Source organism: Geothrix paludis, from assembly GCF_022808815.1.
Lineage (GTDB): Bacteria > Acidobacteriota > Holophagae > Holophagales > Holophagaceae > Geothrix > Geothrix paludis.
Map to the genome: position 1 here is coordinate 216,429 of NZ_JAKZLC010000002.1, position 21,937 is coordinate 238,365.

Here is a 21,937-nt window from a genome sequence, read left to right on the forward strand (position 1 = left end):
CTAGCGGGACTCCGCCAGGAAGGCGGTCCGTGCGGCCTCGAGTTCGGTCCGGATCTCCGGAGCCTGGCGGCTGGGGTCCTCGGTCGCACGCACCAGCTCGGCCAGGGCCGCCTCGCGCTGGCCCGACCGGGCCGCCAGCCAGGCCTTGGCTCGATGGACGTAGGGCGAGTCCGCGGACCCGGCCGGGATGGCGAGGAGCCACTTCCCGGCTTCCTTCAGATCGGGCCGGGGCTTGCGGACCAGACATTCCGCGGCGGCGGCCTGGGCGTTCGCCCGGACATCCGGAGTCACCCCTTCCGGCAGGAGCTCGAGGACCTGCCGGTAGCCCGCCAGGGCCGGGCCGAATCGCTGCTGGAGGCGATCCAGCTCGGCCGCGTAGAACCGGCACTCGGCCTCGATGGTCCGCAGCCCCGAGGTCTCCGCGAGGTCGAGCGCGCGGCGGTGGAAGGCCGCGGAACCAGGCAGGTCCCCCTTCATCTGGGCGAGGATGCCGAGGTTCCGCAGGCAGGTGATGCGGCCCACCCGGTCGCCCACGGATTCCCGGATCGCCAGGGCCGCGGTCAGCCGCGCTTCGGCCGCCGGCAGGTCCCGGGCCATGAGCGCGACCACCCCCAGGTTGTTCTGGGCGAGGGCCTCGCCCCACCGGTTCCCCAACCCCTGCTGGAGGTTCAGGTTGCTCTGGTAGAGGGCTTCGGCGGTTCCGAGATCGCCCCGCTTCAGCGCCAGGTTGGCCAGGTTGTTCTGGGCCAGGGACTGGTACACCTTGTCCCCGGTCTGCTGGCTGAGCTGGAGGGATCGCTCGTAGAATTCCCGGGCCGCCTTGGACTTTCCCCGCTCGGCCGCGATCAGCCCCAGGTGGTTGTAGGCGATGATCTCCCCATCCCGGTCGCCGATGGCCTGGGCCAGAGCCAGGGTGGCCTCCCGGAGCTTCTCGGATTCATCGAGCTGCCCGAGATCCTTGGCCAGGTAGGCCTTCAGGCCCAAAGTCCGCCCTTCGGCCCACCGATCCCCGGTGGCCTTCGCTGACATGAGCGCCCAGTTGGCGACCGCGGGCGCCTGATCCCGGCCGAGGCGGCGGAGGCAGGCGGCATAGGCCGACACGGCGCTGGAGAAGGCCGGGGCCTTCATGGCGGCGTCCTGGAGATACGGCTCGCTGCCCTTGAAGTCCCCCTTCAGGAACAGGGCCTTCCCCTGGGCATAGGCCGCAAAGGCTTGCGGCGGCACCGGCGTGTTCTGGATCGTGCTCGCCCGAAGCGGATCGACCTTCCGAAGCAGGTCGCTGGCGGCAGGATCCACCAGCTCGTAGGGCGCGAACGAATCCTGGCGAAGGGCCCGCGCCGCCCCCGAGAAGCGGACGCGTCCCGATCCGTCCACCAGCTCGTAGGTCAGCACATTCACCTGCCCCGCGGGGTCCCGGCCCAGGGTCCCCCTGAGGAACAGCTGGGCGCCCAGGGCGTTGGCGATCCGAGGCTGGCTGGCCGGATCCAGGGCCTCTGAGGCGGAGATCCGGAGGGTCGACAGCACCCGGGCCACGGATTCGGGTTCCACCACGTCCAGGTGAGGCGAGCCCCGCAGGGCCGTCGACAGGAGCTCCGTCATGCCCACGCCCACCTGGGCCTCGAAGGCCGGATCCCCCGTGGCGTTGCGGATCGGCATGACCGCCATCCGCGGCGGCCGTCCCCTGCCGAGGTCCCCAATGATGCTGCGTCCGAACAAGTAGTAGCCGCCCCCCGCCACCACGCCGAGGCCGATCGCGAGGCCGGCGGCCCACCGGGCGGCGGGGTTCCCCGCCAGATGGCGGCTGATGACATCGGCCACCTGGCGGCTCGTGGGCCGCTTGGCCGCTTCCCGCAGGAGCATGGTCCGCAGCAGGGCCCCCAGCCATCGGGGCAGCCCCCGGCCCCGCAGCGGCCGGAGGTCGCCCTGGATGGTGGCCATCATCCTCTCCCGGCCCTCGCCGGGAAACGGGTGATCCCCCAGCAGAAGCTCCCAGGCGACCACGCCCAGGGAGAACACGTCGCTCGGCGGACCGGCGCGCTTCCCGCGCATCTGCTCCGGAGACGCATAGGTGGGGCTGCCCATGAACACGCCGGCTTCCGTCATCTCGCCCCAGTCGGAAGGTGACGGAGAGGGATGCGCGGAGCCCACGCTCGTCCGCTCCTCCCGGTCCGGGGCCGGGACAGCCGCCAGCGTCGGTCCACCCTCCTGCGGGTTCAGACCCGCGAGGTTGAGGGCGTTTCCGGTCGGATCCTCCCCCTCGTCCGAGGCTGAATCCACGAGCCTGGCCAGGCCGAAATCCAGGACCTTGACCTGGCCATCGGCATCCACCATCACGTTGCTCGGTTTCAGATCCCGGTGGATGATCCCCTTGCCGTGGGCCGCCTCCAGGGCGTAGGCGATAGAACGCAGCACCTGGAGCTTGCGCCGGAGGTCCAACCCCTTCGCCAGCTCGGCCAGGGTCTTCCCCTCGATGAACTCCATGGCGATGTAGGCGCTCCCGTCCGCCTCCACCCAGTCGTGCACCTGGCACACGTTCCGGTGGTTGAGCTGGGCCAGCGCCTTGGCCTCCCGGCGGAACCTGGCCTTGGCCATGGCCTTCCCATCCTCGCCCAGGTGGATCGCCTTGAGGGCGACCCTCCGCTCCAGCACGGGGTCCCAGGCCAGGTACACCGCCCCCATGCCCCCGCGCCCCAGCAGAGCCTGCACCTGGAAGCGGCCGATCCGGGATCCCGCGGGCAGGACGCCGGCCCCGGAAGGGCGCCGGGACTCCGGATCGGGAGGCGCTGGCGTCGCTGGCGGCATGGCCTCCCCTCTTAGCGAATGCCCCGGCTCTGCGCGGCCTCGATGAGTTCCTTGATGCGGCGGGCGTCGGCCTTGGTGTGACCGTGGCTGGCGAGGGGGTCGCTGCCGCCGGTGCTTTCGATGGTGAGGTCGGACCAGAGCAGGCCCGTCTCGATGCGAACGCTGGCCACCTTGGAGAGGTGGATGCTGATCTCGTTCACCGTGAACCAGGACCGCTTGCGGCGGATCACGGCACTGTCCGTCACCTCGATGACGGTGGTGAACAAGTGGTTGCCCTTCGTCCAGCGGCTGGCCTGGAAGGTCTCGGTGGCCATCAGAGGGCGGCCTTGGCGGCGGCGGCCACGGCCTGGGGCGTGACGCCGTAGGCCTCCAGCAGCTTCTCGGGCTTGCCGCTCTGGCCGAACTGATCCTGCACGCCCACCCGGCGCAGGGGCATGGGATGGGCTTCCGACAGGATCTCGGCCACCACGCCGCCCAGGCCGCCGTGGGCCTGGTGTTCCTCGCAGGTGACCACCGCCCGGTGGGCCTTGGCCAGCTTCAGCAGGGTCTCCCGGTCGAAGGGCTTGATGGTGGGGCAGTGCAGCACCGTGGCCTCGATGCCTTCGGCGGCCAGGAGCTCCGCAGCGGCGAGGCAGATGGAGGTACCCAGGCCGCAGCCCACCAGCAGCACGTCCGTGCCAGCGCTGGGCGCTTCCGCGCTTGGCCGCATCATCACGGCCTTGCCGATCTGGAAGCGATAGTCGTCGGCGTGGATGCGGGGGAACTTGTCGCGGGTGAGGCGGACGTAGACGGGTCCTTTGTGCGCGTAGGCCGCGCGGATGGCCTGCTTCGTCTCGATGCCGTCGGCGGGCGAGATCACCGTCATGCCCGGGATCATGCGCATGAGGGCCAGGTCCTCGAGGCACTGGTGGGTGCCGCCGTCCTCGCCCACGGTGAGGCCCGCGTGGGTGGCCACGATCTTCACGTTCTGGTGGCCCACGCCGCAGGCCTGGCGCACGAACTCGTAGGCGCGGCCGGTGGCGAACATGGCGAAGGTGCTCACGAAGGGCACCACGCCCGTGGTGCTCGCGCCCGCGGCGGCGGCCACCATGCCCTGCTCGGCGGCGCCCATGTTGAAGAAGCGCTCCGGGAAGGCCTTGGCGAACTTGCTGGTGCGGGTGGAGCCGGCCAGGTCCGCGTCGAAGACAACGAGGTTGGCGCCTTCGTTCCCCAGTTCCACCAGGGTGTCCCCGTAGGCGTCCCGCAGGCTGTCCATCACGACACCCGCCTTGCCGCCCACGCCCGCCGTCTCCATGCCCGCCATGCCTGCTCCCATCGAAGGATCCATTCTACGCGAGGGAGGCCGGGACATGCCTCCGCTGGGCGGCCAGGTGAGGTCAGGCCGCCGCCAGACCCGCTGGTTTTGCCCGGAAGGCCTTAGGCTGGGGGCATGGCCGCATTCCCGTCCCGGGCCTCGACCTGGATTCTGGCTGCCCTGCTCGGGCTGGTGGCCGCGCGTCTCGCCGTCATGCTGACACGATGGCGCCGCGGCGCCCTCCCCGGCACGCGCCTGCTGCTGCCGGCCGTGGTGCTGGCCGAGGGGCTGGGCCTCCTGCTGTCCGGCGGTGCGGCCTGGGTGCTGCGGCTCCGCCTGGGTTCGGCCCTGGCCCTCGAGCTCCTCCTGACCGTCCTGGCCATACGCGCCTGGCGGCGGGCGTCCGCCCTTCCCGGCGCCTGGCCCGAGGACCGGATCGCCGCCACCTTCGGGGCCTTCCTGCCCCTCCGCGCCGCCCGGCTCATAGCCCTGGAGCTGGTGATGGTGGGCGGCGCCACCCGCTTCCTGCTGGGCGGCTTCCGCGATCCCGCCCCCGAAGGGTTCAGCCACCACCGGGAATCCGCCCTCCGCAGCTTTCTCCCGGCCCTGCCCCTCCTCATCCCCGGCGACGTCCTTCTGCTCCACGCGCTCTTCCCGCGCTTGCCAGTCGGCCTGCGCTGGGCGATCCACGCCTCCACCGCCTACGCGGTGCTCTGGCTTGTGGGCCTCTACGCCTCGATCAAGGCCCGTCCCCACCAGATCCAGGACGGCGAGGTCCGCCTCCACCAGGGCCTGCTGAAGTCCGTGGCCTTCCCGACGGCCTCGGTGCGGTCCGCTGCACCCCTGCCGGACTTCGACGACGACTGGGCCCGCCACGCCCACCTGAAGGGCGTGTCGAAGCTCGTCGCCAAGGGGGCGCCCCTGCTGGAGCTGGCCCTAGCCAGCCCCGTCCGGGTGGACGGGATGCTGGGCCCCGGCCGGCCCACGCAGCGGCTGCTGGTCTCCGTGGACGACCCGGCCGCCTTCCGCGCGGCGCTGGGGTGCTGATGCGCACGACTCTCCCCATCGACCCCCTGCTGCCGCAGATCGCGAACAGCCTGCGGGGCAACCCGAATCTGGTGCTCCAGGCCGACCCCGGCGCGGGCAAGACCACGCGGGTGCCGCCGGCCCTGCTGGAGGCGGGCCTCCTCGGGAGCGGCGAGTGCTGGATCCTGGAGCCCCGGCGCCTGGCCGCCCGCCTGGCTGCCACCCGCGTGGCCGACGAGCTGGGCGAGGCCCTGGGCGAGCGGGCGGGCTACGCCGTGCGCTTCGAGCAGAAGGTCTCGAAGGCCACGCGCCTGCGCTTCGTGACGGAAGGCCTGCTGCTGCGGCGGCTCCACGGCGATCCGCAGATGAAGGGCATCACCGCCGTGGTGCTGGACGAATTCCACGAGCGCCACCTGCACACGGACCTGGCCCTCACCCTCCTGCGCCGCCTCCAGCGCACGGCGCGGCCGGACCTGAGGCTCCTGGTCATGTCCGCCACCCTGGAACCCGGCCCCGCGGCCGCCTACCTGGACGCGCCGGTGCTGCAGAGCGCAGGCCGCGCCTTCCCAGTGGACACGGCCTTCCTGCCCCGCCCCGACGACCGGCCCGTGGAGCTGCAGGTGGCCGACGCCCTGGACCGCCTCTACGGCGAGGGGCTGAAGGACCACACGCTGGTCTTCCTGCCCGGCGCGGCGGAGATCCGCGCCTGCCTGAAGGGCTGCGAGGCCCTGGCCGCCCGGCGGGGCCTGAGCCTGCGGCCCCTGCACGGCGAGCTGTCGCCCGAGGCCCAGGTCTTCGCCCTGGAGGCCACCGACGCGCCCAAGGTCATCCTCAGCACGAATGTGGCGGAGAGCTCCGTCACCCTGGACGGCATCGGCGCCGTGGTGGACACGGGCCTGGGCCGGGAGGCCTCCCACTCGCCCTGGTCCGGCCTCTCGGGCCTGCGCACCGTGCGCATCAGCCAGGCGCGCTGCACCCAGCGCACGGGCCGCGCGGGGCGCACGGGCCCGGGCCGCTGCCTGCGCCTCTTCACGGAAGCCGACTTCCAGGCCCGGCCCGCCTTCGACACGCCGGAGTTGCAGCGCGCGGACCTGGCGGAACCTCTGCTGGCCCTGCATGGCATGGGCATCACGCGGCTTTCCGATCTCCACTGGTTCGAGGCACCTCCCGAGGCCGCCGTGGCCGCCGCCGAGGGTCTGCTCACGCGCCTGGGCGCCCTGGCGGACGGCGCCCTCACGCCCGTGGGCCGGCGCATGGCGGACCTGCCCCTGCACCCACGCCTTGCGCGGTTGGCGGTGGCCGGCGAGGACCTGGGCATCCCGAGGCTGGTCCTCCGCGCCGCGGCCCTGCTGGAGACCGGCAGCCTGTCGGCCCGCCAGGGATTGGATCGCGCCCCCGTGAAGACGGGCCACGGCGCGGACTCGGACCTGCTGCTGCGCCTGGACCAGTTCGAGGAGGCCGAGGCCGCGGGCTTCGGCGCGGGCGCCTGCCGGGCCGCGGGGCTCGACGCCTCCGCCGTGCACCGCGCCAAGCGGGCCGTGCAGTCCCTCTCGCGCCTGCTGCCGGCCGCGCCGGAACCCACGGATGCCGAAGCGCGCCTGCTGAAGGCCCTGCTTGCCGGCTACCCGGACCGCGTGGGCCGGCTCTCCGCCAATGGCACCTGCGCCTTCGCGGGCGGCGGCGGCGCGAAGCTCGATCCCGCCAGCCGCGTGCGGCGCCCCGGCCTCGTCCTGGCCCTGGAGGCGGAGGCCGCGAAGCAGGGCACGGGCACCCAGGCCCTCGTCCGCCTGGCCTCCCGCTGCGAGGCCGACTGGCTGCTGGACGCCTTCCCCGAGCGCCTGGAGGCCGTGGACGAGCTGCAGTTCAACGCCTCCGCCGGTCGGGTGGAGCGCCGCTCCGAGATCCGCTTCGACGGCCTGGTGATCGACAGCAGCCGGGGGCCTGCGGATCCTTCGGACCCGCGGGCCGGGGAGCTGCTCGGGGAAGCGCTACGCGGCCGTCCCCTGGATGAGGTGCCGACGAGGTTCCTGGCGCGGCTGTCCTTCCTCCGGAAGCACCGGCCGGATCTGGACCTGCCGGAGGACCTCCTCGGCCCGCTGCTGGCGGGGGCCTGCGCGGGGCGGGCGACGCTGCGCGAGGTGCAGGAGGTGGACTGGCCCGCGGCCCTTCGCCAGGCCTTCCCCGCCGAGACCCTGCGCCTGCTGGACACCTGGGCCCCGGAGGCCATCCAGCTGCCCAAGGGCCGGCCCACCAAGGTCCACTACGAGGACGACCCGCCCTGGATCGCCTCGCGCCTCCAGGACTTCTGGGGCCTCAAGAAGACGCCAACCGTGGCGGGTGGCGCCGTACCCCTGGTCCTGCACCTCCTGGCGCCCAACATGCGCGCCGTGCAGGTCACCACCGACCTCGCCGGCTTCTGGCAGCGGGCCTACCGGGAGCTGCGGCCGGCGCTCTCGCGGCGGTACCCCAAGCACCACTGGCCGGAATGAGCTGGATCAAACCAACAGATGGCTGGTCACGGAAAACACGGAATTCCACGGAAGGCACAGAAGGAAGAGCCAACCGGCCTGCTGATCCGGAACGAGACCCAAGTGCCCCTTTCCGTGCTTTCCGGCCTTTTTCTGTGCCTTCCGTGGCCAGCTTTTTCGGCTAGATCCCACCTCAGCCTCGCAACTCCTCGAGCATTGCCAGGGCCCCGGTCTCCAGCAGGGTGCTGTCCAAGCCCGTGGCCAGGAGGGTGAAACCGGCGGCCGCGTGGGGCCGCATCTCGGCGGCGGTCATGCGGAAGATGCCGAGCGGCATGGCGGCTTCGCGGCAGGCACGGGCGATGCGCTCCACTGCCTCGAGAAAGACCGGGTGATCGAACTGCTCGGAGATCCCCAGGCTGGCGCTCAGGTCGTAGGGCCCCACGAAGACCGCTGCCACGCCAGGCACCCGCACGATGGCGCCGATGTCCTCCAGGGCTTCCCTGGACTCGGCCTGCACCACCACCAGGCCCCGACCCCGGACCACCCGGACGGCGGCCTCCGCCTGAGTCGCCGAATCCACATGGGGCACGATGAGGCCCTCGGCGCCGACGGCGACTGCCTCCGCGAGAACCTCCGGATCCAGTGAAGGCACACGCAGCAGGCAGGGCACGGCACCCTTCAGGGCAGCCAGGGTGCGGGACGTTTCAGCGGGCCCGAAGCCCCCGTGCTCGCCGTCCAGGAACAGCCAGTCGAAGCCGGCCCGGGCCAGGGTCGTGGCCACCTCCGGGCGGGGGATCTGGACCAGGGTGCCGAGCAGCCGTTCGCCGGCGCGCAGGCGGTCGGGGAAGGGAGTCTGGGACATGGGCACCTCCACGTCCCAGAGTGGACCGGATCGGATCCGGGTGGGCCGGTTTGGTAACCTGGAGCCCATGCTGACCTTCCGACCCATCCGGCCCGAGGACGACGCCGCCATGGCGGCCCTCATCCGCGCGGTGATGCCCGAGTTCGGCGCGGACGGACCCGGCTTCGCCCTCCACGATCCCGAGGTGGACTTCATGAGCCGGGCCTACGGCGTACCCGGCGCGGCCTACTTCGTGCTGGTGGACGAGGCCGGGAAGGTGGTGGGGGGCGCGGGCGTGGCGGCCCTTGAGGGCGGCGAGCCGGGCATCTGCGAGCTGCGCAAGATGTACTTCCTGCCAGAGGCCCGGGGCCGGGGTATGGGCGAGGCCCTGCTGCGCCACTGCCTCCAGGTGGCCAAGGCGTTGGGCTACCGCACCTGCTACCTGGAGACCCTCACGGGCATGGACCAGGCCATGAAGCTCTACGGCAAGCTGGGCTTCCAGCCCCTCTGCGCACCCCTGGGCCGCACCGGCCACGGTGGCTGCGACCGCTGGTACGCTTTGGAACTGAGATGAAAGCCCACCACCGGACCATGGCTTTTCTCACCGTTCATCACCGTTTATCACCGGTTTCTAAACGTCTCTGTTTGCGTCTCGCTGGGGCCTCTTCCAAAGAAAAAGAAAGTTCAACCGGTGATGAACAGTGAGAAACGGTGATGAAGACAACGGCATCCTCTCCTTGGTGAATCGGATGTTTGTCTCTCGATGGTCCTCACGGGACGGGAGGCTGATGTGATCCTCGGACTGGGTACCGACCTCTGCCCGCCCAGTCGCTGGCGGCACCTCATCGAGCGCTTCGGGGTGGAGAAGGGCGCGCGACGGATTCTCCATCCGGAGGAGGCGGACTACCTGCTGGGAGGCAACCGGGAGCGGCTGCCCGAGCGCCTGGCGGGTCGCTGGGCGCTGCGGGAGGCCTTCGGCAAGGCCCTCGGCACGGGTCTGGATGGCTGGTCCTGGAAGGAGCTGCGCTACGTGAACGGGCGGATGTGGGCCGTGGGCGCCCTGGCCGACCTGCTGGCGGCCCGCGGCATCCGCAAGCTCCACGGCAGCGTCAGCCACGACGGAGACCTGGCCCTGGCCGTGGTCATCCTGGAGGATTGACCTTCACAAGCACCCGGTGGATCCACGTAAGGACGATTCACCACCAAGACACCAAGACACCAAGAACGGCGGAAATACAGGAAACCGGTTCCTGGTTATCTGCGAGTTTCGGCCTGATCAGAGCTTCAAAAGCCTCCACGAAGAACACGAAGAAGAACACCAAGGCCACGAAGACCGGCTCCAGCCCCCGGCCGGGACATCCGGGCCTTCGGCCCCCGGCCGCGCACCGCGCGTCCGGGTTCGCGGGTGGCTCAGGGTGGCTTCCAGGGGTCACCATGGCCGCCGCCCGCGAAGGGATGTCCGCATTGGGTCGAGCGCCATTCGCGCTCTTTGTGCACCGCCGGGTGCCTTCATGTCCTTCGTGGAGATCTTTTCCTCGGATGAGGCTCGCGCCTAGCCCTTCCGCAGCTGCTTCATGAGCCGGGGCAGGCGGTTCAGGGCGGCCTGGGCCTCGGTCCACTCCTTGTGAGGCCGGGCGGGGAAGCCGGTGACGAAGCTGCCCTCGGGCAGGCTCTTGGCCACCACGCTGTTGCCGCCCACCACGCTGCGGCTGCCGATCTCGATGTGACCCACCACGCCCACCTTGCCCGCCAGGGTCACGTAGTCGCCCAGCTTCGTGGAGCCGCTGATGCCGGTCTGGCTCACCAGCAGGCAGTGGTTCCCCACCTGCACGTTGTGGCCCACCTGCACCTGGTTGTCGATCTTGGTGCCCGTGCCGATGCGGGTGGGGCCCAGCACGCCGCGGTCGATGCACACGCAGGCGCCGATCTCCACGTCGTCGCCCACCTCCACCCAGCCCACCTGGGGGATCTTGGCGTGGCGGCCCTCCACCAGCACGTAGCCGTAGCCGTCGCTGCCCACCACGGAGTTGGCGTGGATGGCCACGCGGTTCCCCAGCCGGGTGCGGCGGTAGAGCACGGCGCCGGAGAACAGCTCGCAGCCCTCGCCCAGCACGCAGTCGTCGCCGACATGCACGCCCGGATGCAGCACGCAGCCTGCCCCGAGCACCGTCCGGGCCCCCACGGTGGCGCCGGGCGCGAGGCGGCATCCCGCGCCGATCACCGCGGTGGGATGCACGGGACGGTCGCTCCACTCGGGAGCGGGCTCCGGGTGCAGCCAGCCGATGGCCTGGGCGAAGGCCCAGTAGGGATGCTTCACTCGGAGCACGGGATGCTCGCCCATGTCCGCCGCCGCGTCCACGAAGATGAGACCCGCGGCACTTTCCCTGGCCTTCGCGGCATATTTGGGATTGGCCAGGAAGGAGACCGCCCCCGCCCCCGCCTCTTCCAGGGGCTTCACTTCGGAAATGGGCCGATCCGGGGGACAATGCTCGAGGCTGCCGCCCAGACGTTCCGCCAGCTCACGGGCTGTGATGATCGGCATGGCACCCTCCTCGTCAGTCTTCAGTCTTCAGCCTTCAGCCTTCAGTTTCCAGTCTCCCGTCGGGATCCCGCATGCATCCAGTTCTTTTCGAGATCGGTTCCTTCCCCCTGGGCACCTACGGGCTGCTGCTGGCCATCGCCTTCTTCGCGGGCACGGCCCTGGCCAAGCGGCAGGCGAAGCTGGATGGGCTGAACCCGGCCGCCATCACGGACCTGGCCATCGCCGTCCTCATCGCCGCCATCCTGGGCTCCAAGCTGCTGATGATCATCGTGGGCCTCTTCACGCCCGCCGGCCAGGAAGGCGCCATGACCTTCCGCGAGATCTTCACGATGTCCACGCTACGGGCCGGCGGGGCCATTCACGGCGGCATCATCGCCGCCACGGCCACCTTCTTCTGGAAGCTCCGCAAGGGCCAGGGCCTGCCCCTGCGCCTCACCGGCGACGCCCTGGTGCCCGGCGTGGCCCTGGGCCAGGCCATCGGCCGCCTGGGCTGCTTCTCCGCCGGCTGCTGCTACGGCACGGAAACCCACGTGGCCTGGGCCGCCACCTTCACCGATCCCATCGCCCACGCCTTCAGCGGCACCCCGCTCGACATCCCCCTGCACCCCGTGCAGCTCTACAACAGCTTCGCCAACCTCACGGTGATGGCCGTCCTCCTGCTGGCCCGCGGGAAACGCCAGTTCCAGGGCCAGATCTTCTCCCTCTACTTCCTGGTGGAGGGCCTGGGCCGCATTGTCACCGAGACCTGGCGCGGCGACGGGGACCGCGGCACGGGCTGGCTGGGCTGGGCCTGGCTCAGCACCGGCCGCCTCACGGGCGTAGCCTTCATGATGCTGGGCGCGGGCCTCTGGCTCTTCTGGAGCCGCCGGAAGGAAGCGACCCGATGATCAGCCTCCGCGCCGAGGACGGCGCCCCCCGCCTGGACCGCTTCCTGGCGGACCGCTTCCCCGAGGTCCCCCGAGCGCGCTGGGACGCCCACGTGCGCACGGGCGAGGTGAAGGTGAACGGACAGCCGGTGTCCAAGGGCGGCGTGAAGCTGCGCCCCGGCGACCTGGTGGAGACGGAGCTGCCCATCATCGCCGCCCCGGCCGCGCACCTGGAGGCCGAAGCCATCGACCTGCCCACGCTGTTCGAAGACGGCCAGCTGTGGATCGTGGACAAGCCCGCGGGCATGGTGGTGCACCCCGGGCCGGGCCATGCCGGCGGCACGGTGGTGAACGCGCTCCTCCACCGGCTGAAGGCGCCCGTGATCCTCGAAGGCGCTGACGACGAAGGCGAGGACACCGAGGAGCTGGCTTCCGGATGGCCCGGCCTCGTACATCGCCTGGACCGCTACACCACCGGCTGCCTCTGCCTGGCCAAGACCGCCGAGGCCCAGCGCGCCATCCAGGCCCAGTTCAAGGCCCGCACCGTGGTGAAGCGCTACCTGGCCCTGGTGCGCCACTCGCCGCGCCTGCCCCAGCTAGGCAGCCTCCTCATCGACGAGCCCATCGCCCGCCACAAGCAGGACCGCCTGCGCATGGTGGTGGCCGAGGGCGGGCGCCCCGCGCAGACCCGCATCCGCGTGCTGGCCCGCACCACCAGCGTGGCCCTGGTGGAGTGCGAGCTGCTCACGGGCCGGACGCACCAGATCCGCGTGCACCTGGCCCACCTGCGGGCCCCGCTCATGGGCGATCCGCTCTACGGCGGGCCAGGCCGCTGGAAGGATGTGGACGGCGGGACCCTGCTGCTGCCCCATCCGGCCCTCCACGCCTGGAAGCTGTCCGTGGACCACCCCCTGACCGGCGCCCGCATCGACGCGGTGGCGCCCATCCCCGAGGCCTTCCGCGCCCTCGCGGCCGCTCTGGGCTTGCCGGAGGTCTGAGGCCGGGGCATCATCCCCGTACCGGGAGGTGCCATGTCCTCGCTCGCCCAGGCCCTGACGACGCTGAGAGGCTGGATGGAGACGTACCCCTTCCTGCCGGGGCTGGTCTTCGCGGCTCTCTGCCTCCTCCTGCTGTTCGCGGTGGCCCTGCCACGGCTCCGCTCCTGGCGCCGGGGCCAGGGGCGGCCCGTGCTGGATCCCCTCCAGGTCGAGGAGCTGCTCCAGGGCCCCGGCGTGCTGCTGGTGGACCTGCGGGACGAGGCGGCCTTCCGGCAGGGTCACATCCGGGGCTGTCTGCACGTGCCTTTCGCGGAGCTCACCAGGCGTTTCGGATCCCCGGACCCTCAGGCCAAGCGGGCCCTCGTCCTTGTGGACGAGACGGACGCGCTATCCCATCGCGCCCTCAGGCTCCTCACCGCCCGGGGCTTCGAGTGGGTCTACGTCCTCCAGGGCGGGATGCGGGCCTGGCGCGGAGCGAGCCGGCCAATGGTGAAGTGATCAGGCCCCGTCTGTCTCCTGCAGCCCCCATCGGTCCCAGAGCAGCAGCAGGAGAAGGCCCGGGATGGCCGCCGCGGCGCAGACAGGGAAGTAGAGCTTCCAGCCGTACCAGTCCGCCATGAAGCCCGTGAGGCCCGCGAAGAGCGTGCGCGGCAGGGCCATGAGGGCGCTGAACAGCGCGTACTGGGTACCGGTGTAGCTGCGGTTGCAGGCCCCCATAAGCAGGGCCGCGAAGGCGCTGCCCCCCATGCCGTAGGCCAGGTTCTCCAGGGTGTTCGCCGCCACCAGCAGGGGCAGGTGGCGGCCCAGCAGGGAGATGGTCCAGAAGCCCAGGATGCTGCCAGCCTGCACGAAGCCGCAGATCCAGAGCGCTTTGCGCAGGCTCATGCGCGTGAGCATCCAGCCGCCCAGCAGGCCGCCCAGGATGATGGCCACCATGGCCGTGGTCTTCTGCACGAAGCCGATCTCGGTCTTCGTGAAGCCCATGCCCCGAAGCAGGAAGGGGATGGTCATGGATTCCGCCAGCCAGTCGCCCAGCTTGTAGAACACGGCGAAGGCCAGCAGGTAGGCGATGCCCCGGCGCTGGAGCAGATCCTTGAGGGGCCCGGAGATGGCCTCCCGCAGCGTGCGCGGGGCCCGGGCCACGGCGTCGGTGTTCTCCGCCAGCCAAGTGCCGATCATGCCCAGGACTGTGAGGCCGGCCATGGCGAGGTAGGTGGCCCGCCAGCCCAGCTTGTCCGCCAGGATGAGCGCCAGCCCGCCGCTCACCAGCATGGCCACGCGATAGGCCGCGATGTGGATGCTGTTGCCCAGGCCCAGGTGCTTCTGGTCCAGGGCCTCGGCGCGCCAGGCGTCCACGGCGATGTCGAAGGTGGCGCTGGTGACGGCCACGGCCAGGGCCGGGACCACCACGCGCAGCAGGTCCAGGTGCGGCTGGATGAGGGCCAGCCGGGCGAGCGCCAGGGCCATACCCGCCTGCATGACCAGCATCCAGCCCCGCCGCCGGCCCAGGCCCGGTAGGGAGAAGCGGTCCAGGAAGGGCGCCCAGAACACCTTCAGGCTGTAGGGCAGCGTCACGAAGCTGAAGAGGCCGATGGTGGCCAGGCTCAGCTTCTCATCCGTCATCCAGGCCTTCAGCGTCGACCCCGTGAGGAACAGCGGGAGCCCCGACGCGAAGCCGAGAAGCAGGAGGACGGCATACTGGCGGGGCTTCATCCCACCAGCCTAACCGGAGTCACCCGCCGCTCAGGGCTCGCCCCCGTGGGTGTGCAGGTCGTGGACCATGTGGCCGCCGAGGTGGCCCGTGCGGAGCACTGCCCCCACGCCCATGGCGCTGACCAGCAGCCAGAGGATGAACAGGAGCCGGGCCAGGCGCGGCGGCAGGTCGCGATGGAGGAACCGGGCCGCCCCCAGGTGAAGGACCCAGGTCCCCGCCAGGATGCTGAAGATGCCCACGGTCCACTCGGCCGCCTCCTCATGCTGGTCCAGGGCGGCCCGCAGCGCCGGCGTCCGGTGCGCCAAGTTCTCCGCGGCGTCCCCCGTGGCCAGGGCCAGCAGCGCCCCGGCGAGCCCAAGCAGCAGCAGGAGCAGCGCCATGGCGTGGATGCCCCGGCGCTGGGCGGGCCAGAGCGCACCAATGAGGAAGAGGAGCGGGGCCGTCATCAGCAGCGCGATGGGGAAGTGGACGATGGCGGGATGAAGGTGGTTGAAGGGGGGCACGGGAGCTCCGGGGCGGAATCGGCGGGATGTCCCGAACAGGATGCGCCCACGGCCAGGGCGGACGCCAGACCGGAGGGGCCGGTTTCTGCCATCCGGATCTGGGACCGTCGTGGGCACCGCCCCATCCTCGCCCCCAGGTCACGTGGCCACGGCCGCGGTCCCCCTTGAGGAGGTTCCATGTCCCGCCCCGAACCATCCATCCCCGCCGCCACCCCCAGCCCGTCCAGCGGCCTCGACCGCCGGGAATTCTGCGCCTGCGCCCTCGCCGTGGCCGCCGCGGCCGCGGTCGTCTCCTGCGGGGGCGGCGGTGGCGGAGGGTCCGCCTCGGCGCCACCGCCTCCTCCTCCGCCACCTCCGCCCAGCACGGTCACCACCTCGGAGACGAAGGCCAGCATGCTGGCCCAGCCGTCGGGCACGGTGAAGGACTACACCACCACCGCCTCCGGCAGCTGCCCGCTGGTCTTCGGGGCCGCCCAGGGCTACTACCTGGTCCGGGACAGCGCCGGCATCTACGCCTTCAACGCGAGCTGCCTGCATCAGGGCGGGCGCCTCGGCCCCACGCAGACCGGCTTCAGCTGCCCCTGCCATGGCAGCCAGTACGACCTCAACGGCACCGTGACCCAGGGTCCGGCGCCGGTGGGGTCCACCCTCCAGCACTACGAGGTCAGCGAAGCCACGCCGGGCGGGGCCCTGGTGATCGATCCCTCCAAGCCCGTCTCCGCCGCCACGCGGCTGACCTGACCCGGCCGGTGCCGCCCATGACGCTCCGGCCGATCCTCCCGTTCCTCTGTTTCTCCCTGCTCCTCCCCGCCGGGCTGTCGGCCCAGGACTCGGATCTGCCCCTGGGCCTCAACCTGCCCACGGCGGACCACCTTGAGGGCTGGCAGCCCGCCATCCGCTTCACGCACCGCTTCACCGAATCCGCCAAGGGGAACTCGAAGGATCTCTATGGCCTGGATGGCGGCAACTTCCCGGGCCTGGGCTTCGACCTCGGCATCGCCGCGGTGCCGGGGCTCAACGCCCAGATCTACCGCACGGCGGATGGCAAGACCGTCACCCTGGCCCTCCAGGAGCGGATCCTGAACCGCCCCCATGTCCGCCTGGCAGTGCGGGTGGAGCGCTTCGACGAGACCATCCAGCGGACCACCTACGCCTTCGGAACCGTGGGCATCTCCGGTGCGGCCGTGCAGCTCCCCGCGGAGCTTGTGGCGGGCGCCTTCACGGTCAGCCTCGTGCCCACCTGGCTGTCCCGCACCACCACTAGGGACCAGGCGCTCTTCACCGCCGGGGCGAGCTTCCGGTGGCGCTTCGCCGAAAGCCAGTCGGTCCTGGCCGAGTACTACCCCCGCCCCTCCCGCCTGGATCGTGCGACCTACGAGCCCGGCTACGCCGTGGGCTACCGCTACCAAACCAAGGGCCACCGCTTCACCCTCCTGGCCACCAACGTCCAGGGGACCACCGCCCACCAGGTCCTGGGCGGCGACTACGCCGGCGGCCCCAGGCCCCCCAGTCGCTGGGCCCTGGGGTTCAACCTGGTGCGGATCTTCTAGGATCCTTGCTCAGGGACGCGCGGGCTCCAAGATGCGGAGCCCGGGGCCGGAGCCCATGCGCTTCAGGGGAAAATAGAGCCAGTGCGTGCCAGGGTCGATGACCACGACGTGGGCGTTGGGGCCGACGTCCTGGTCTCTCTCCCGGCGGAGGGTGGCGCCCTCGCCGCGAAAGACAACCGCCGGGCCCGACTCGGCGGCGACCACGAGCCGCCGGGCCGCGGGGTCGAACGCGAGCACATCGGGATCCCGGCCCACGGGGAAGGAGGCGGTGACCTTGCCGACCGCGAGGTCCACCACCAGGAGTTTCGCATTCCCCTCGCAGGCCACGAAGGCCAGGTGGCGCTCCGGATCGAGGGCCAGGCCGTGGTTCCCCTCCGCGCCGGGCAGGTCCAGGCGGGCTATCACCGACAGGGCCGCCGGGTCGATGGTCACGAGCTGGTTCCGGCTTTGAACATTGCTGTAGATGCGCTGGGACACGGGGTCGTACTGGGTGTTGCCCACCTCGCCGCCCAGGGGGATGGCGGCCATGGCCCGGCGGGAGGCCGCGTCGATCACCACGACCTGCCCCCCCCGCTCGTCCGACACGAAGACGCGCCCGTGCTCGGGATCGAAGGCCAGCCCGTCCGGGAACCGCCCCGCCGGCACCCGGGCCAGCTCGCGCAGCGTGTCCGTGTCCAGGATCGCCACCTTCCCCTCGCCGGCCACGCTGACATACAGCTCGTGGCGGCCGGGGACCGCGAGGATGCCGGTGCAGCTCGGGAAGCCCGGCAGGACCGCCAGCACCTTGCGGGCGGCGGTATCAAAGACCACCACCTCGCCCGCGCCCATGTGGGCGAGGTAGAGCCGGTGGGCCGCGGCGTCGAGGCTGGCGTAGTCGAACCGGGAGGCGGCGCCCGGCAGGGGCACGTCCGCGACGGACACGAGCGGCGCGGGGGCCTTGGGCTTCGACTGGCAGGCCATGGGCGCCAGGAGCAGGAGGAGGGCCCAGGGGAACCCCCTGGTGGGCCGCGCGGAGGGTGGAACCGGCAGGAAGGTCATGGGGACTCCCGGAGGGCATCAAGGACGGAAGGTCCAGCGGAGCTTGGCGCTGAGGACCTCCTGGCGGGGAAGGAAGCGCAGCGGCCCGTTCAGGTCCGGCCGCTCCCAGCCTCGGGTCCAGACCAGGAAGGCCTCGGCCTGGGGGCGGACCTCCCATCGCAGGCGGAGGTTCGACCCCAGGCTTCGGGAGGCGGTGTCGTACTGCAGGAGGCCTGACAGGATCAGGCCCGGGGCCCATCCGTACTCACCGCGGAGCTGCAGCAGCCGCTGGGTGAAGTTCCCCCAGGGCAACCGCGCGAAGTCGTTCTCGGCGGAGGCGGTCCACCGGATGTGGCCATCCCGGGCGTTCCCGCCCACGGACTGGATCCACTGGAAGAGGCGCCCGCCGTAGAACTCGCCGAACCAGACCGTCGTCCCCGCCTGCCACAGCCGCGTGGCCGCGCTCTCCGCCAGCAGCCGCCAGCGGTTGAACCGGTACTCCCCGGCCGGGATGACCACGCCGGGGCTGATCTCGAAGGGCTGGGCCAGCACCTCCACCTGGGGCTGCCAGTTGGCCTCGAAGTGGTCGCCCGAGGCGGTCACCACATTGAAGGGGGCCGTGAAGAGCTCCGAGCTCTGGAGGTTCCCCCGGAGGCCCTCCACGCGGAAGAGGCTCACCTCGTAGAATGCCTGGCGGATCCACGCCAGGGACGGCGAGGCCGGGCGCGGCTGGTAGGCGAGGCCCGCGGACAGCTGCCGCGTTCCCGGCCGCGGGAGGAAGCCCATGCCGGGATCCAGCGCCTCCCCGAAGCGGTTCACCTTCAGGCTGATGTCCCAGAGGTCGTTCGGATAGTCGACCTTGAACCCCCAGCCCTCGGGATCTCCCTCCGGGAGGGCGGTCCCGGCGCTCCGGGCCGTCCACAGCCCCACCTCAAACAGCTTGTCGCCGAAGAGCCGGGAGGTCTGCCACACGGCGTCCAGCCCCGCCAGGCGGTTGCTCCCCGGCCCCTGTGGATTCCCCTGGGTGCCGATGGCACCGAGGCGGAGGTGCTCGTCCACATCCCAGCTCACGCGGGCGGCGGAGAGGTCCGTTCCGCCGCGCACCGCGGAGCCCTCCTGCCGGATCCTCAGGGCGCCCACCGACACCGGCCCCACGCGGCCGATGACCTTTCCGCCGCCGCTGAGGGGGACCGGCTCGCCCGCGGCCAGCCCCACGGTGCGGGAGAAGAAGGGGATGAAGTCGCTGTCCAGGCCGAGGCCGAACTGGAACTGGTTCGCGCCTTCCAGGAAGAAGGCCCGCTTCTCCGGGAAGTAGAGGGGGAAGCGCGTCAGGTTGATCTGGCGGGAGTCGACCTCGGTCTCCGCGAAGTCCGGCCGGTAGGTGAGCATGCCGGACAGCTGGTTCGTGAGCGACGCCTCCACGTCGAGCCCCATCCGGCCCCGGGCGGAGTGTGTGCCTTCCTGGAAATCCGCCTGGCGCTGCGCCAGCAGGAAGGGGCTCACCGAGAGTCCGCTGCCCCGCTTCAGACCGGCCACGCCCTCCAGGGTGCCCGCCCGGCCCATATCCGGCAGCTTGGCGTCGAGGATGGGGGACGCCCAGCGCAGGGTCAGGCGCTCGCGGGCCACCTGGCGCTCGACGTTGAAGCCCCACCGGTCCCGCGCCGGATCGAAGCGCAGGGTGCGGCTGGGGATGAAGATCTCGAGGCTCCAGCCGGAACCATCCCGGGCGGTGGCCGCCTCCCAGAGACCGTCCCAGTCGAGCGACACGGACTCGGGGCCGGAAACCAGCCCGTCGGCGCGGGCCCCCGACGCGTTCACCTGGAAGCTGTAGGCCGTGTGCCCGTCACCGAGGGTGTCCACCACGAGCGTCACCGCATCGTCGCCGCTGAAGTCCCCGTCCCGCTGGAGGGTGTGGGCGACGATCCCCGAGGGATCCGGATCCGCGCACCGGATCCCCACGTACAAGCCTTCAGCGGCGACCAGGACCTTCGCGGTCGTGGCAAAGGGCGTCGGCGCGCCGGGGACCGGCGCCTGCTGGGTGAGGCGGATCTCCGGCGCCCCGAGCCAGGCGGCCTCGTCCAGGCGGCCGTCCACGCGGATCGGGGTGGAGGCGGGGGCGCCCCTCACCGTGGGCGGGGCCTCCGCCCATAGGCTTCCGCCCAGGCCGCCCAGAAGCGCCAGGACCACGCGTCTAGCCATGGTAGAGGCCCAGGCCGAGCAGGCCCGCCGCCAGCACCAGCAGGGGCTCGGGGATCTTGGTCTTCCAGATGAGCCCGAGGGTGGCGAGGCCGATGAGGGCCGTGGGCAGGTCGCGGATGGCCCCCCGGCCCAGCACCAGCACCGCGCCGGCGATGGCCCCTGTGGCCCCGGCCGTGACGCCCGTGACCAGGGCTTTCAGGCCCGGGTCCTTCCCGTGCCGCCGGAAGAACGGCGCGGCGAGCACCACCATCAGATAGACCGGGAGGAAGACGCCCACCGCGGCCGCGCAGGCGCCGAGGGGCCCGGCGACCAGGTAGCCGATGAAGGCCACGGTGATGACCACAGGTCCCGGCGTGATCATGGCGACGGCCACGGCATCCAGGAACTGACGCTCCGTGAGCCAGTGCCACTCGTTGACCACGCCGCCATGGAGGAAGGGCACGATGGCCAGGCCCGAGCCGAAGACGAATAGGCCCGCCTTGGCGAAGAACCAGAGCACCGTCCCGGCCGTGGCCGCCGGGACCACCCCCTGGGCCCCCGTCAGCAGCCAGGGCGCGAAGCCCGTCACCATCGGCCGCCGCCCGGGGCGGGCCCGGAGGATCCAGGCCAGGAGGCCCCCCAGCAGGACCAGGGAGATCCACTCCCGCCCCGTGAGGGCCGTCGTGGCGCCCACCACCAGGAAGATCCCCCAGGCCAGGGGGTCCTTCCGCAGGGTGGCCTTGCCGAGCTTGAAGGCGGACCGGGCGATGATGCCGATGACCGCCGCCCCGACGCCGTAGAAGACAGCCTGCATCCACCGGAGCCCGCCGTAGGCCACGTACAGCACGGAGAGCCCGATCACCATGAGGAAGGACGGCAGGATGAAGGTGAACCCCACGAGTGTGGCCCCGAGCACGCCGGCCCGGACGTAGCCCAGGTAGATCGCCAGCTGGGCCGCCAGGGGTCCGGGCGCGAGCTGGGCCAGCGTCAGCGCCTCCTGGTAGTCCGCCTCGTTGATCCAGCCCCGCGCCTCCACCAGGTCCCGGTGCATGGCCCCCGCCAGCGCGATGGGACCGCCGAACCCGAAGGCGCCGAGCTTCAGGAAGTAGAGGACGAAGGCCCGCAAGTGGGGGCGCCCATCCGCGGCGGTCACGCGGGGCTCCGTGCCAGGGCTTCCAGGAAGGCGTCCAGCACCACGGAGCCCGCCGCGAGCCGGTCCTCATCCGCGGCGTGCCGGAGGGCCACGCCCTGGATGACCCGCGCGAAGCCTTCGGTTTCCGGGCGCTGGAACCGGCGGTCTTTCAGATCCACGTCGTGGATCAGCTCGGCCAGGGGCCGGAGCCCCGGCGCGGGGAGGTCCAGGTGGTGGAGAAAGGTCTCGAAGCTGCAGCGGTCGCCTTCGTGGGTGAACTCGCCCTCGGCCATGTCGAAGCGGAGGTCCCCCCGCCGGTGCCGGTAGGCTTTCGGATCCACGAACCGGAGGCGGGCCTCCGGGTCGATGAACCGGCGGATGAGCCAGGCGCAGGCGATCCGGTCCACATGGATGCCCTTCCGGGTGATCCAGGTGCGCCCGCGCAGCTCCTCCGCGGGGCTGGAAGGCAGGGTTTCCCTCGTGGGCAGGAGGCGGGCCTCGCAGGTGGCCAGCAGGTCCTCGACCTCGGCCCGGCGCGGGGCCCCGAAGAAGTCCAGGGCCTGGATCTCCTCCAGCCGGCGGCGGAAGCGCGCCAGGGCGCCGGCGTCCGCCTCCGCGGGCGCCTGGAGGGCAGTGCGGAGCTCCCCGGCAAGGGCCGCGTAGTCCCCGTCCCGCTCGGCCCGGAACCGGGCCACCACGTCCGAGTCAGACAGCCCTTCCATCAGGCTGGCCTCCACCACGGAGGCCTCTCCGCCGGCCCCTTCGATCTGCCGGACCATCCACTGGAGGTCCTCGGCGGAATCCTCCGAGGCCGGCAGGGCATGGACCGAGTTCTTGAGGGCCACGGCCCCCAGCGACTGGAGCTGGCGGCGGACCTTCACCCGCAGGTAGGCGGGCTGGGCGGGGAGTTGGTGGAAGAGGAGCATCCACCGCAGCGGGTCGGGCATGGGGGTCACCCCACCCCAGAATAGATTCACCTGCATCTCACGCAAGATTCAGGTGAATC

At 71.5% G+C, this 21,937-nt stretch carries 20 protein-coding genes; 9 read left to right on the forward strand and 11 right to left on the reverse strand.

From position 1 onward, the window contains the following. From MLE64_RS06560 to MLE64_RS06570, 3 genes are read right to left on the reverse strand one after another with little or no spacing between them, the layout of a single operon-like run. Positions 1 to 2,802, reverse strand: a complete 2,802-nt coding sequence (locus MLE64_RS06560; RefSeq protein ID WP_243316969.1) for a serine/threonine-protein kinase — start codon at positions 2,800 to 2,802, stop codon at positions 1 to 3. Between the two features lie 11 nt (positions 2,803 to 2,813). Then, positions 2,814 to 3,116: a PH domain-containing protein gene (locus tag MLE64_RS06565; RefSeq protein WP_243316970.1), complete on the reverse strand. Its 303-nt coding sequence runs from the start codon at positions 3,114 to 3,116 to the stop codon at positions 2,814 to 2,816. Continuing rightward, positions 3,116 to 4,057 carry a transketolase family protein gene (locus tag MLE64_RS06570; protein ID WP_423748249.1) on the reverse strand — a complete coding sequence of 314 codons (942 nt, stop codon included), beginning with the start codon at positions 4,055 to 4,057 and terminating at the stop codon, positions 3,116 to 3,118. Before MLE64_RS06570 ends, MLE64_RS06565 begins: the two co-directional genes overlap by 1 nt. A 174-nt stretch (positions 4,058 to 4,231) precedes the next feature. Here MLE64_RS06570 and MLE64_RS06575 point away from each other — a divergent pair, with 174 nt between their 5' ends. Further along, a complete protein-coding gene (locus MLE64_RS06575; RefSeq protein ID WP_243316972.1) occupies positions 4,232 to 5,143 on the forward strand; it encodes a hypothetical protein in 912 nt (303 codons plus the stop codon). Beyond that, complete coding sequence (gene hrpB, locus MLE64_RS06580; RefSeq protein ID WP_243316973.1) at positions 5,143 to 7,611, forward strand: ATP-dependent helicase HrpB; 2,469 nt, start codon at positions 5,143 to 5,145, stop codon at positions 7,609 to 7,611. The genes MLE64_RS06575 and hrpB overlap by 1 nt, the downstream gene beginning before the upstream one ends. 172 nt (positions 7,612 to 7,783) lie before the next feature. Here the strand turns inward: hrpB and MLE64_RS06585 are convergent, their stop codons facing one another. Then, positions 7,784 to 8,452 carry an HpcH/HpaI aldolase family protein gene (locus MLE64_RS06585; protein ID WP_243316974.1) on the reverse strand — a complete coding sequence of 223 codons (669 nt, stop codon included), beginning with the start codon at positions 8,450 to 8,452 and terminating at the stop codon, positions 7,784 to 7,786. 67 nt (positions 8,453 to 8,519) lie between these two features. Between MLE64_RS06585 and MLE64_RS06590 the strand changes: the two genes are divergently transcribed. Next, positions 8,520 to 9,005: a GNAT family N-acetyltransferase gene (locus tag MLE64_RS06590; RefSeq protein WP_423748250.1), complete on the forward strand. Its 486-nt coding sequence runs from the start codon at positions 8,520 to 8,522 to the stop codon at positions 9,003 to 9,005. 216 nt (positions 9,006 to 9,221) lie between these two features. After that, positions 9,222 to 9,590, forward strand: coding sequence for a holo-ACP synthase (locus MLE64_RS06595; protein ID WP_243316976.1), 369 nt, complete (start codon positions 9,222 to 9,224; stop codon positions 9,588 to 9,590). Positions 9,591 to 9,983: 393 nt separating this feature from the next. On the opposite strand, the gene lpxD is transcribed toward MLE64_RS06595, so the two are convergent. Beyond that, complete coding sequence (gene lpxD / locus MLE64_RS06600) at positions 9,984 to 10,973, reverse strand: UDP-3-O-(3-hydroxymyristoyl)glucosamine N-acyltransferase (protein ID WP_243316977.1); 990 nt, start codon at positions 10,971 to 10,973, stop codon at positions 9,984 to 9,986. A gap of 71 nt (positions 10,974 to 11,044) precedes the next feature. Between lpxD and MLE64_RS06605 the strand changes: the two genes are divergently transcribed. The 3 genes from MLE64_RS06605 to MLE64_RS06620 are packed head-to-tail and all read left to right on the forward strand — an operon-like array spanning position 11,045 to position 13,335. Then, positions 11,045 to 11,860: a prolipoprotein diacylglyceryl transferase gene (locus MLE64_RS06605; protein ID WP_243295816.1), complete on the forward strand. Its 816-nt coding sequence runs from the start codon at positions 11,045 to 11,047 to the stop codon at positions 11,858 to 11,860. Beyond that, positions 11,857 to 12,837, forward strand: coding sequence for an RluA family pseudouridine synthase (locus MLE64_RS06610; RefSeq protein ID WP_243316978.1), 981 nt, complete (start codon positions 11,857 to 11,859; stop codon positions 12,835 to 12,837). Before MLE64_RS06605 ends, MLE64_RS06610 begins: the two co-directional genes overlap by 4 nt. Before the next feature lie 33 nt (positions 12,838 to 12,870). Then, positions 12,871 to 13,335, forward strand: coding sequence for a rhodanese-like domain-containing protein (locus MLE64_RS06620; RefSeq protein WP_279342960.1), 465 nt, complete (start codon positions 12,871 to 12,873; stop codon positions 13,333 to 13,335). On the opposite strand, the gene MLE64_RS06625 is transcribed toward MLE64_RS06620, so the two are convergent. Together MLE64_RS06625 and MLE64_RS06630 are read right to left on the reverse strand one after the other, a co-directional pair. Then, positions 13,336 to 14,550, reverse strand: a complete 1,215-nt coding sequence (locus MLE64_RS06625; RefSeq protein WP_243316979.1) for an AmpG family muropeptide MFS transporter — start codon at positions 14,548 to 14,550, stop codon at positions 13,336 to 13,338. Between the two features lie 30 nt (positions 14,551 to 14,580). Further along, the gene (locus tag MLE64_RS06630) at positions 14,581 to 15,054 is read right to left on the reverse strand and encodes a DUF2231 domain-containing protein (protein WP_243316980.1); all 474 of its coding nucleotides are present in this window, start codon (positions 15,052 to 15,054) and stop codon (positions 14,581 to 14,583) included. A 177-nt stretch (positions 15,055 to 15,231) separates the two neighbouring features. On the opposite strand from MLE64_RS06630, the gene MLE64_RS06635 reads away from it, so the two are divergent. Then, positions 15,232 to 15,795 (forward strand): Rieske (2Fe-2S) protein, encoded by a 564-nt coding sequence (locus tag MLE64_RS06635; protein ID WP_243316981.1) that lies wholly within the window; start codon positions 15,232 to 15,234, stop codon positions 15,793 to 15,795. A 17-nt stretch (positions 15,796 to 15,812) separates the two neighbouring features. Beyond that, entirely contained in the window at positions 15,813 to 16,604 is a 792-nt protein-coding gene (locus MLE64_RS06640) for a DUF5777 family beta-barrel protein (protein ID WP_243316982.1), read from the forward strand. Between the two features lie 9 nt (positions 16,605 to 16,613). On the opposite strand, the gene MLE64_RS06645 is transcribed toward MLE64_RS06640, so the two are convergent. The 4 genes from MLE64_RS06645 to MLE64_RS06660 are packed head-to-tail and all read right to left on the reverse strand — an operon-like array spanning position 16,614 to position 21,878. Beyond that, entirely contained in the window at positions 16,614 to 17,642 is a 1,029-nt protein-coding gene (locus MLE64_RS06645) for a YncE family protein (RefSeq protein ID WP_243316983.1), read from the reverse strand. A gap of 18 nt (positions 17,643 to 17,660) precedes the next feature. After that, a complete protein-coding gene (locus tag MLE64_RS06650; RefSeq protein ID WP_243316984.1) occupies positions 17,661 to 19,820 on the reverse strand; it encodes a carbohydrate binding family 9 domain-containing protein in 2,160 nt (719 codons plus the stop codon). Next, a complete protein-coding gene (locus MLE64_RS06655; RefSeq protein ID WP_243316985.1) occupies positions 19,813 to 20,952 on the reverse strand; it encodes a chromate transporter in 1,140 nt (379 codons plus the stop codon). The genes MLE64_RS06650 and MLE64_RS06655 overlap by 8 nt, the downstream gene beginning before the upstream one ends. Beyond that, on the reverse strand, positions 20,949 to 21,878 hold the full coding sequence (locus tag MLE64_RS06660) for a chromate resistance protein ChrB domain-containing protein (RefSeq protein ID WP_243316986.1): 930 nt from the start codon (positions 21,876 to 21,878) through the stop codon (positions 20,949 to 20,951). Before MLE64_RS06660 ends, MLE64_RS06655 begins: the two co-directional genes overlap by 4 nt. Between the last annotated feature and the right edge of the window lie 59 nt (positions 21,879 to 21,937).

Excerpts from the sequence above, each read along its gene's own strand:
- MLE64_RS06560 (WP_243316969.1), bottom strand. The coding sequence starts at position 2,802 with ATGCCGCCAGCGACGCCAGCGCCTCCCGATCCGGAGTCCCGGCGCCCT.
- MLE64_RS06565 (WP_243316970.1), bottom strand. The coding sequence starts at position 3,116 with ATGGCCACCGAGACCTTCCAGGCCAGCCGCTGGACGAAGGGCAACCAC.
- MLE64_RS06570 (WP_423748249.1), bottom strand. The coding sequence starts at position 4,057 with ATGGACAGCCTGCGGGACGCCTACGGGGACACCCTGGTGGAACTGGGG.
- MLE64_RS06575 (WP_243316972.1), top strand. The coding sequence starts at position 4,232 with ATGGCCGCATTCCCGTCCCGGGCCTCGACCTGGATTCTGGCTGCCCTG.
- hrpB (WP_243316973.1), top strand. The coding sequence starts at position 5,143 with ATGCGCACGACTCTCCCCATCGACCCCCTGCTGCCGCAGATCGCGAAC.
- MLE64_RS06585 (WP_243316974.1), bottom strand. The coding sequence starts at position 8,452 with ATGTCCCAGACTCCCTTCCCCGACCGCCTGCGCGCCGGCGAACGGCTG.
- MLE64_RS06590 (WP_423748250.1), top strand. The coding sequence starts at position 8,520 with ATGCTGACCTTCCGACCCATCCGGCCCGAGGACGACGCCGCCATGGCG.
- lpxD (WP_243316977.1), bottom strand. The coding sequence starts at position 10,973 with ATGCCGATCATCACAGCCCGTGAGCTGGCGGAACGTCTGGGCGGCAGC.
- MLE64_RS06605 (WP_243295816.1), top strand. The coding sequence starts at position 11,045 with ATGCATCCAGTTCTTTTCGAGATCGGTTCCTTCCCCCTGGGCACCTAC.
- MLE64_RS06610 (WP_243316978.1), top strand. The coding sequence starts at position 11,857 with ATGATCAGCCTCCGCGCCGAGGACGGCGCCCCCCGCCTGGACCGCTTC.
- MLE64_RS06620 (WP_279342960.1), top strand. The coding sequence starts at position 12,871 with ATGTCCTCGCTCGCCCAGGCCCTGACGACGCTGAGAGGCTGGATGGAG.
- MLE64_RS06625 (WP_243316979.1), bottom strand. The coding sequence starts at position 14,550 with ATGAAGCCCCGCCAGTATGCCGTCCTCCTGCTTCTCGGCTTCGCGTCG.
- MLE64_RS06635 (WP_243316981.1), top strand. The coding sequence starts at position 15,232 with ATGTCCCGCCCCGAACCATCCATCCCCGCCGCCACCCCCAGCCCGTCC.
- MLE64_RS06640 (WP_243316982.1), top strand. The coding sequence starts at position 15,813 with ATGACGCTCCGGCCGATCCTCCCGTTCCTCTGTTTCTCCCTGCTCCTC.
- MLE64_RS06645 (WP_243316983.1), bottom strand. The coding sequence starts at position 17,642 with ATGACCTTCCTGCCGGTTCCACCCTCCGCGCGGCCCACCAGGGGGTTC.
- MLE64_RS06650 (WP_243316984.1), bottom strand. The coding sequence starts at position 19,820 with ATGGCTAGACGCGTGGTCCTGGCGCTTCTGGGCGGCCTGGGCGGAAGC.
- MLE64_RS06660 (WP_243316986.1), bottom strand. The coding sequence starts at position 21,878 with ATGCCCGACCCGCTGCGGTGGATGCTCCTCTTCCACCAACTCCCCGCC.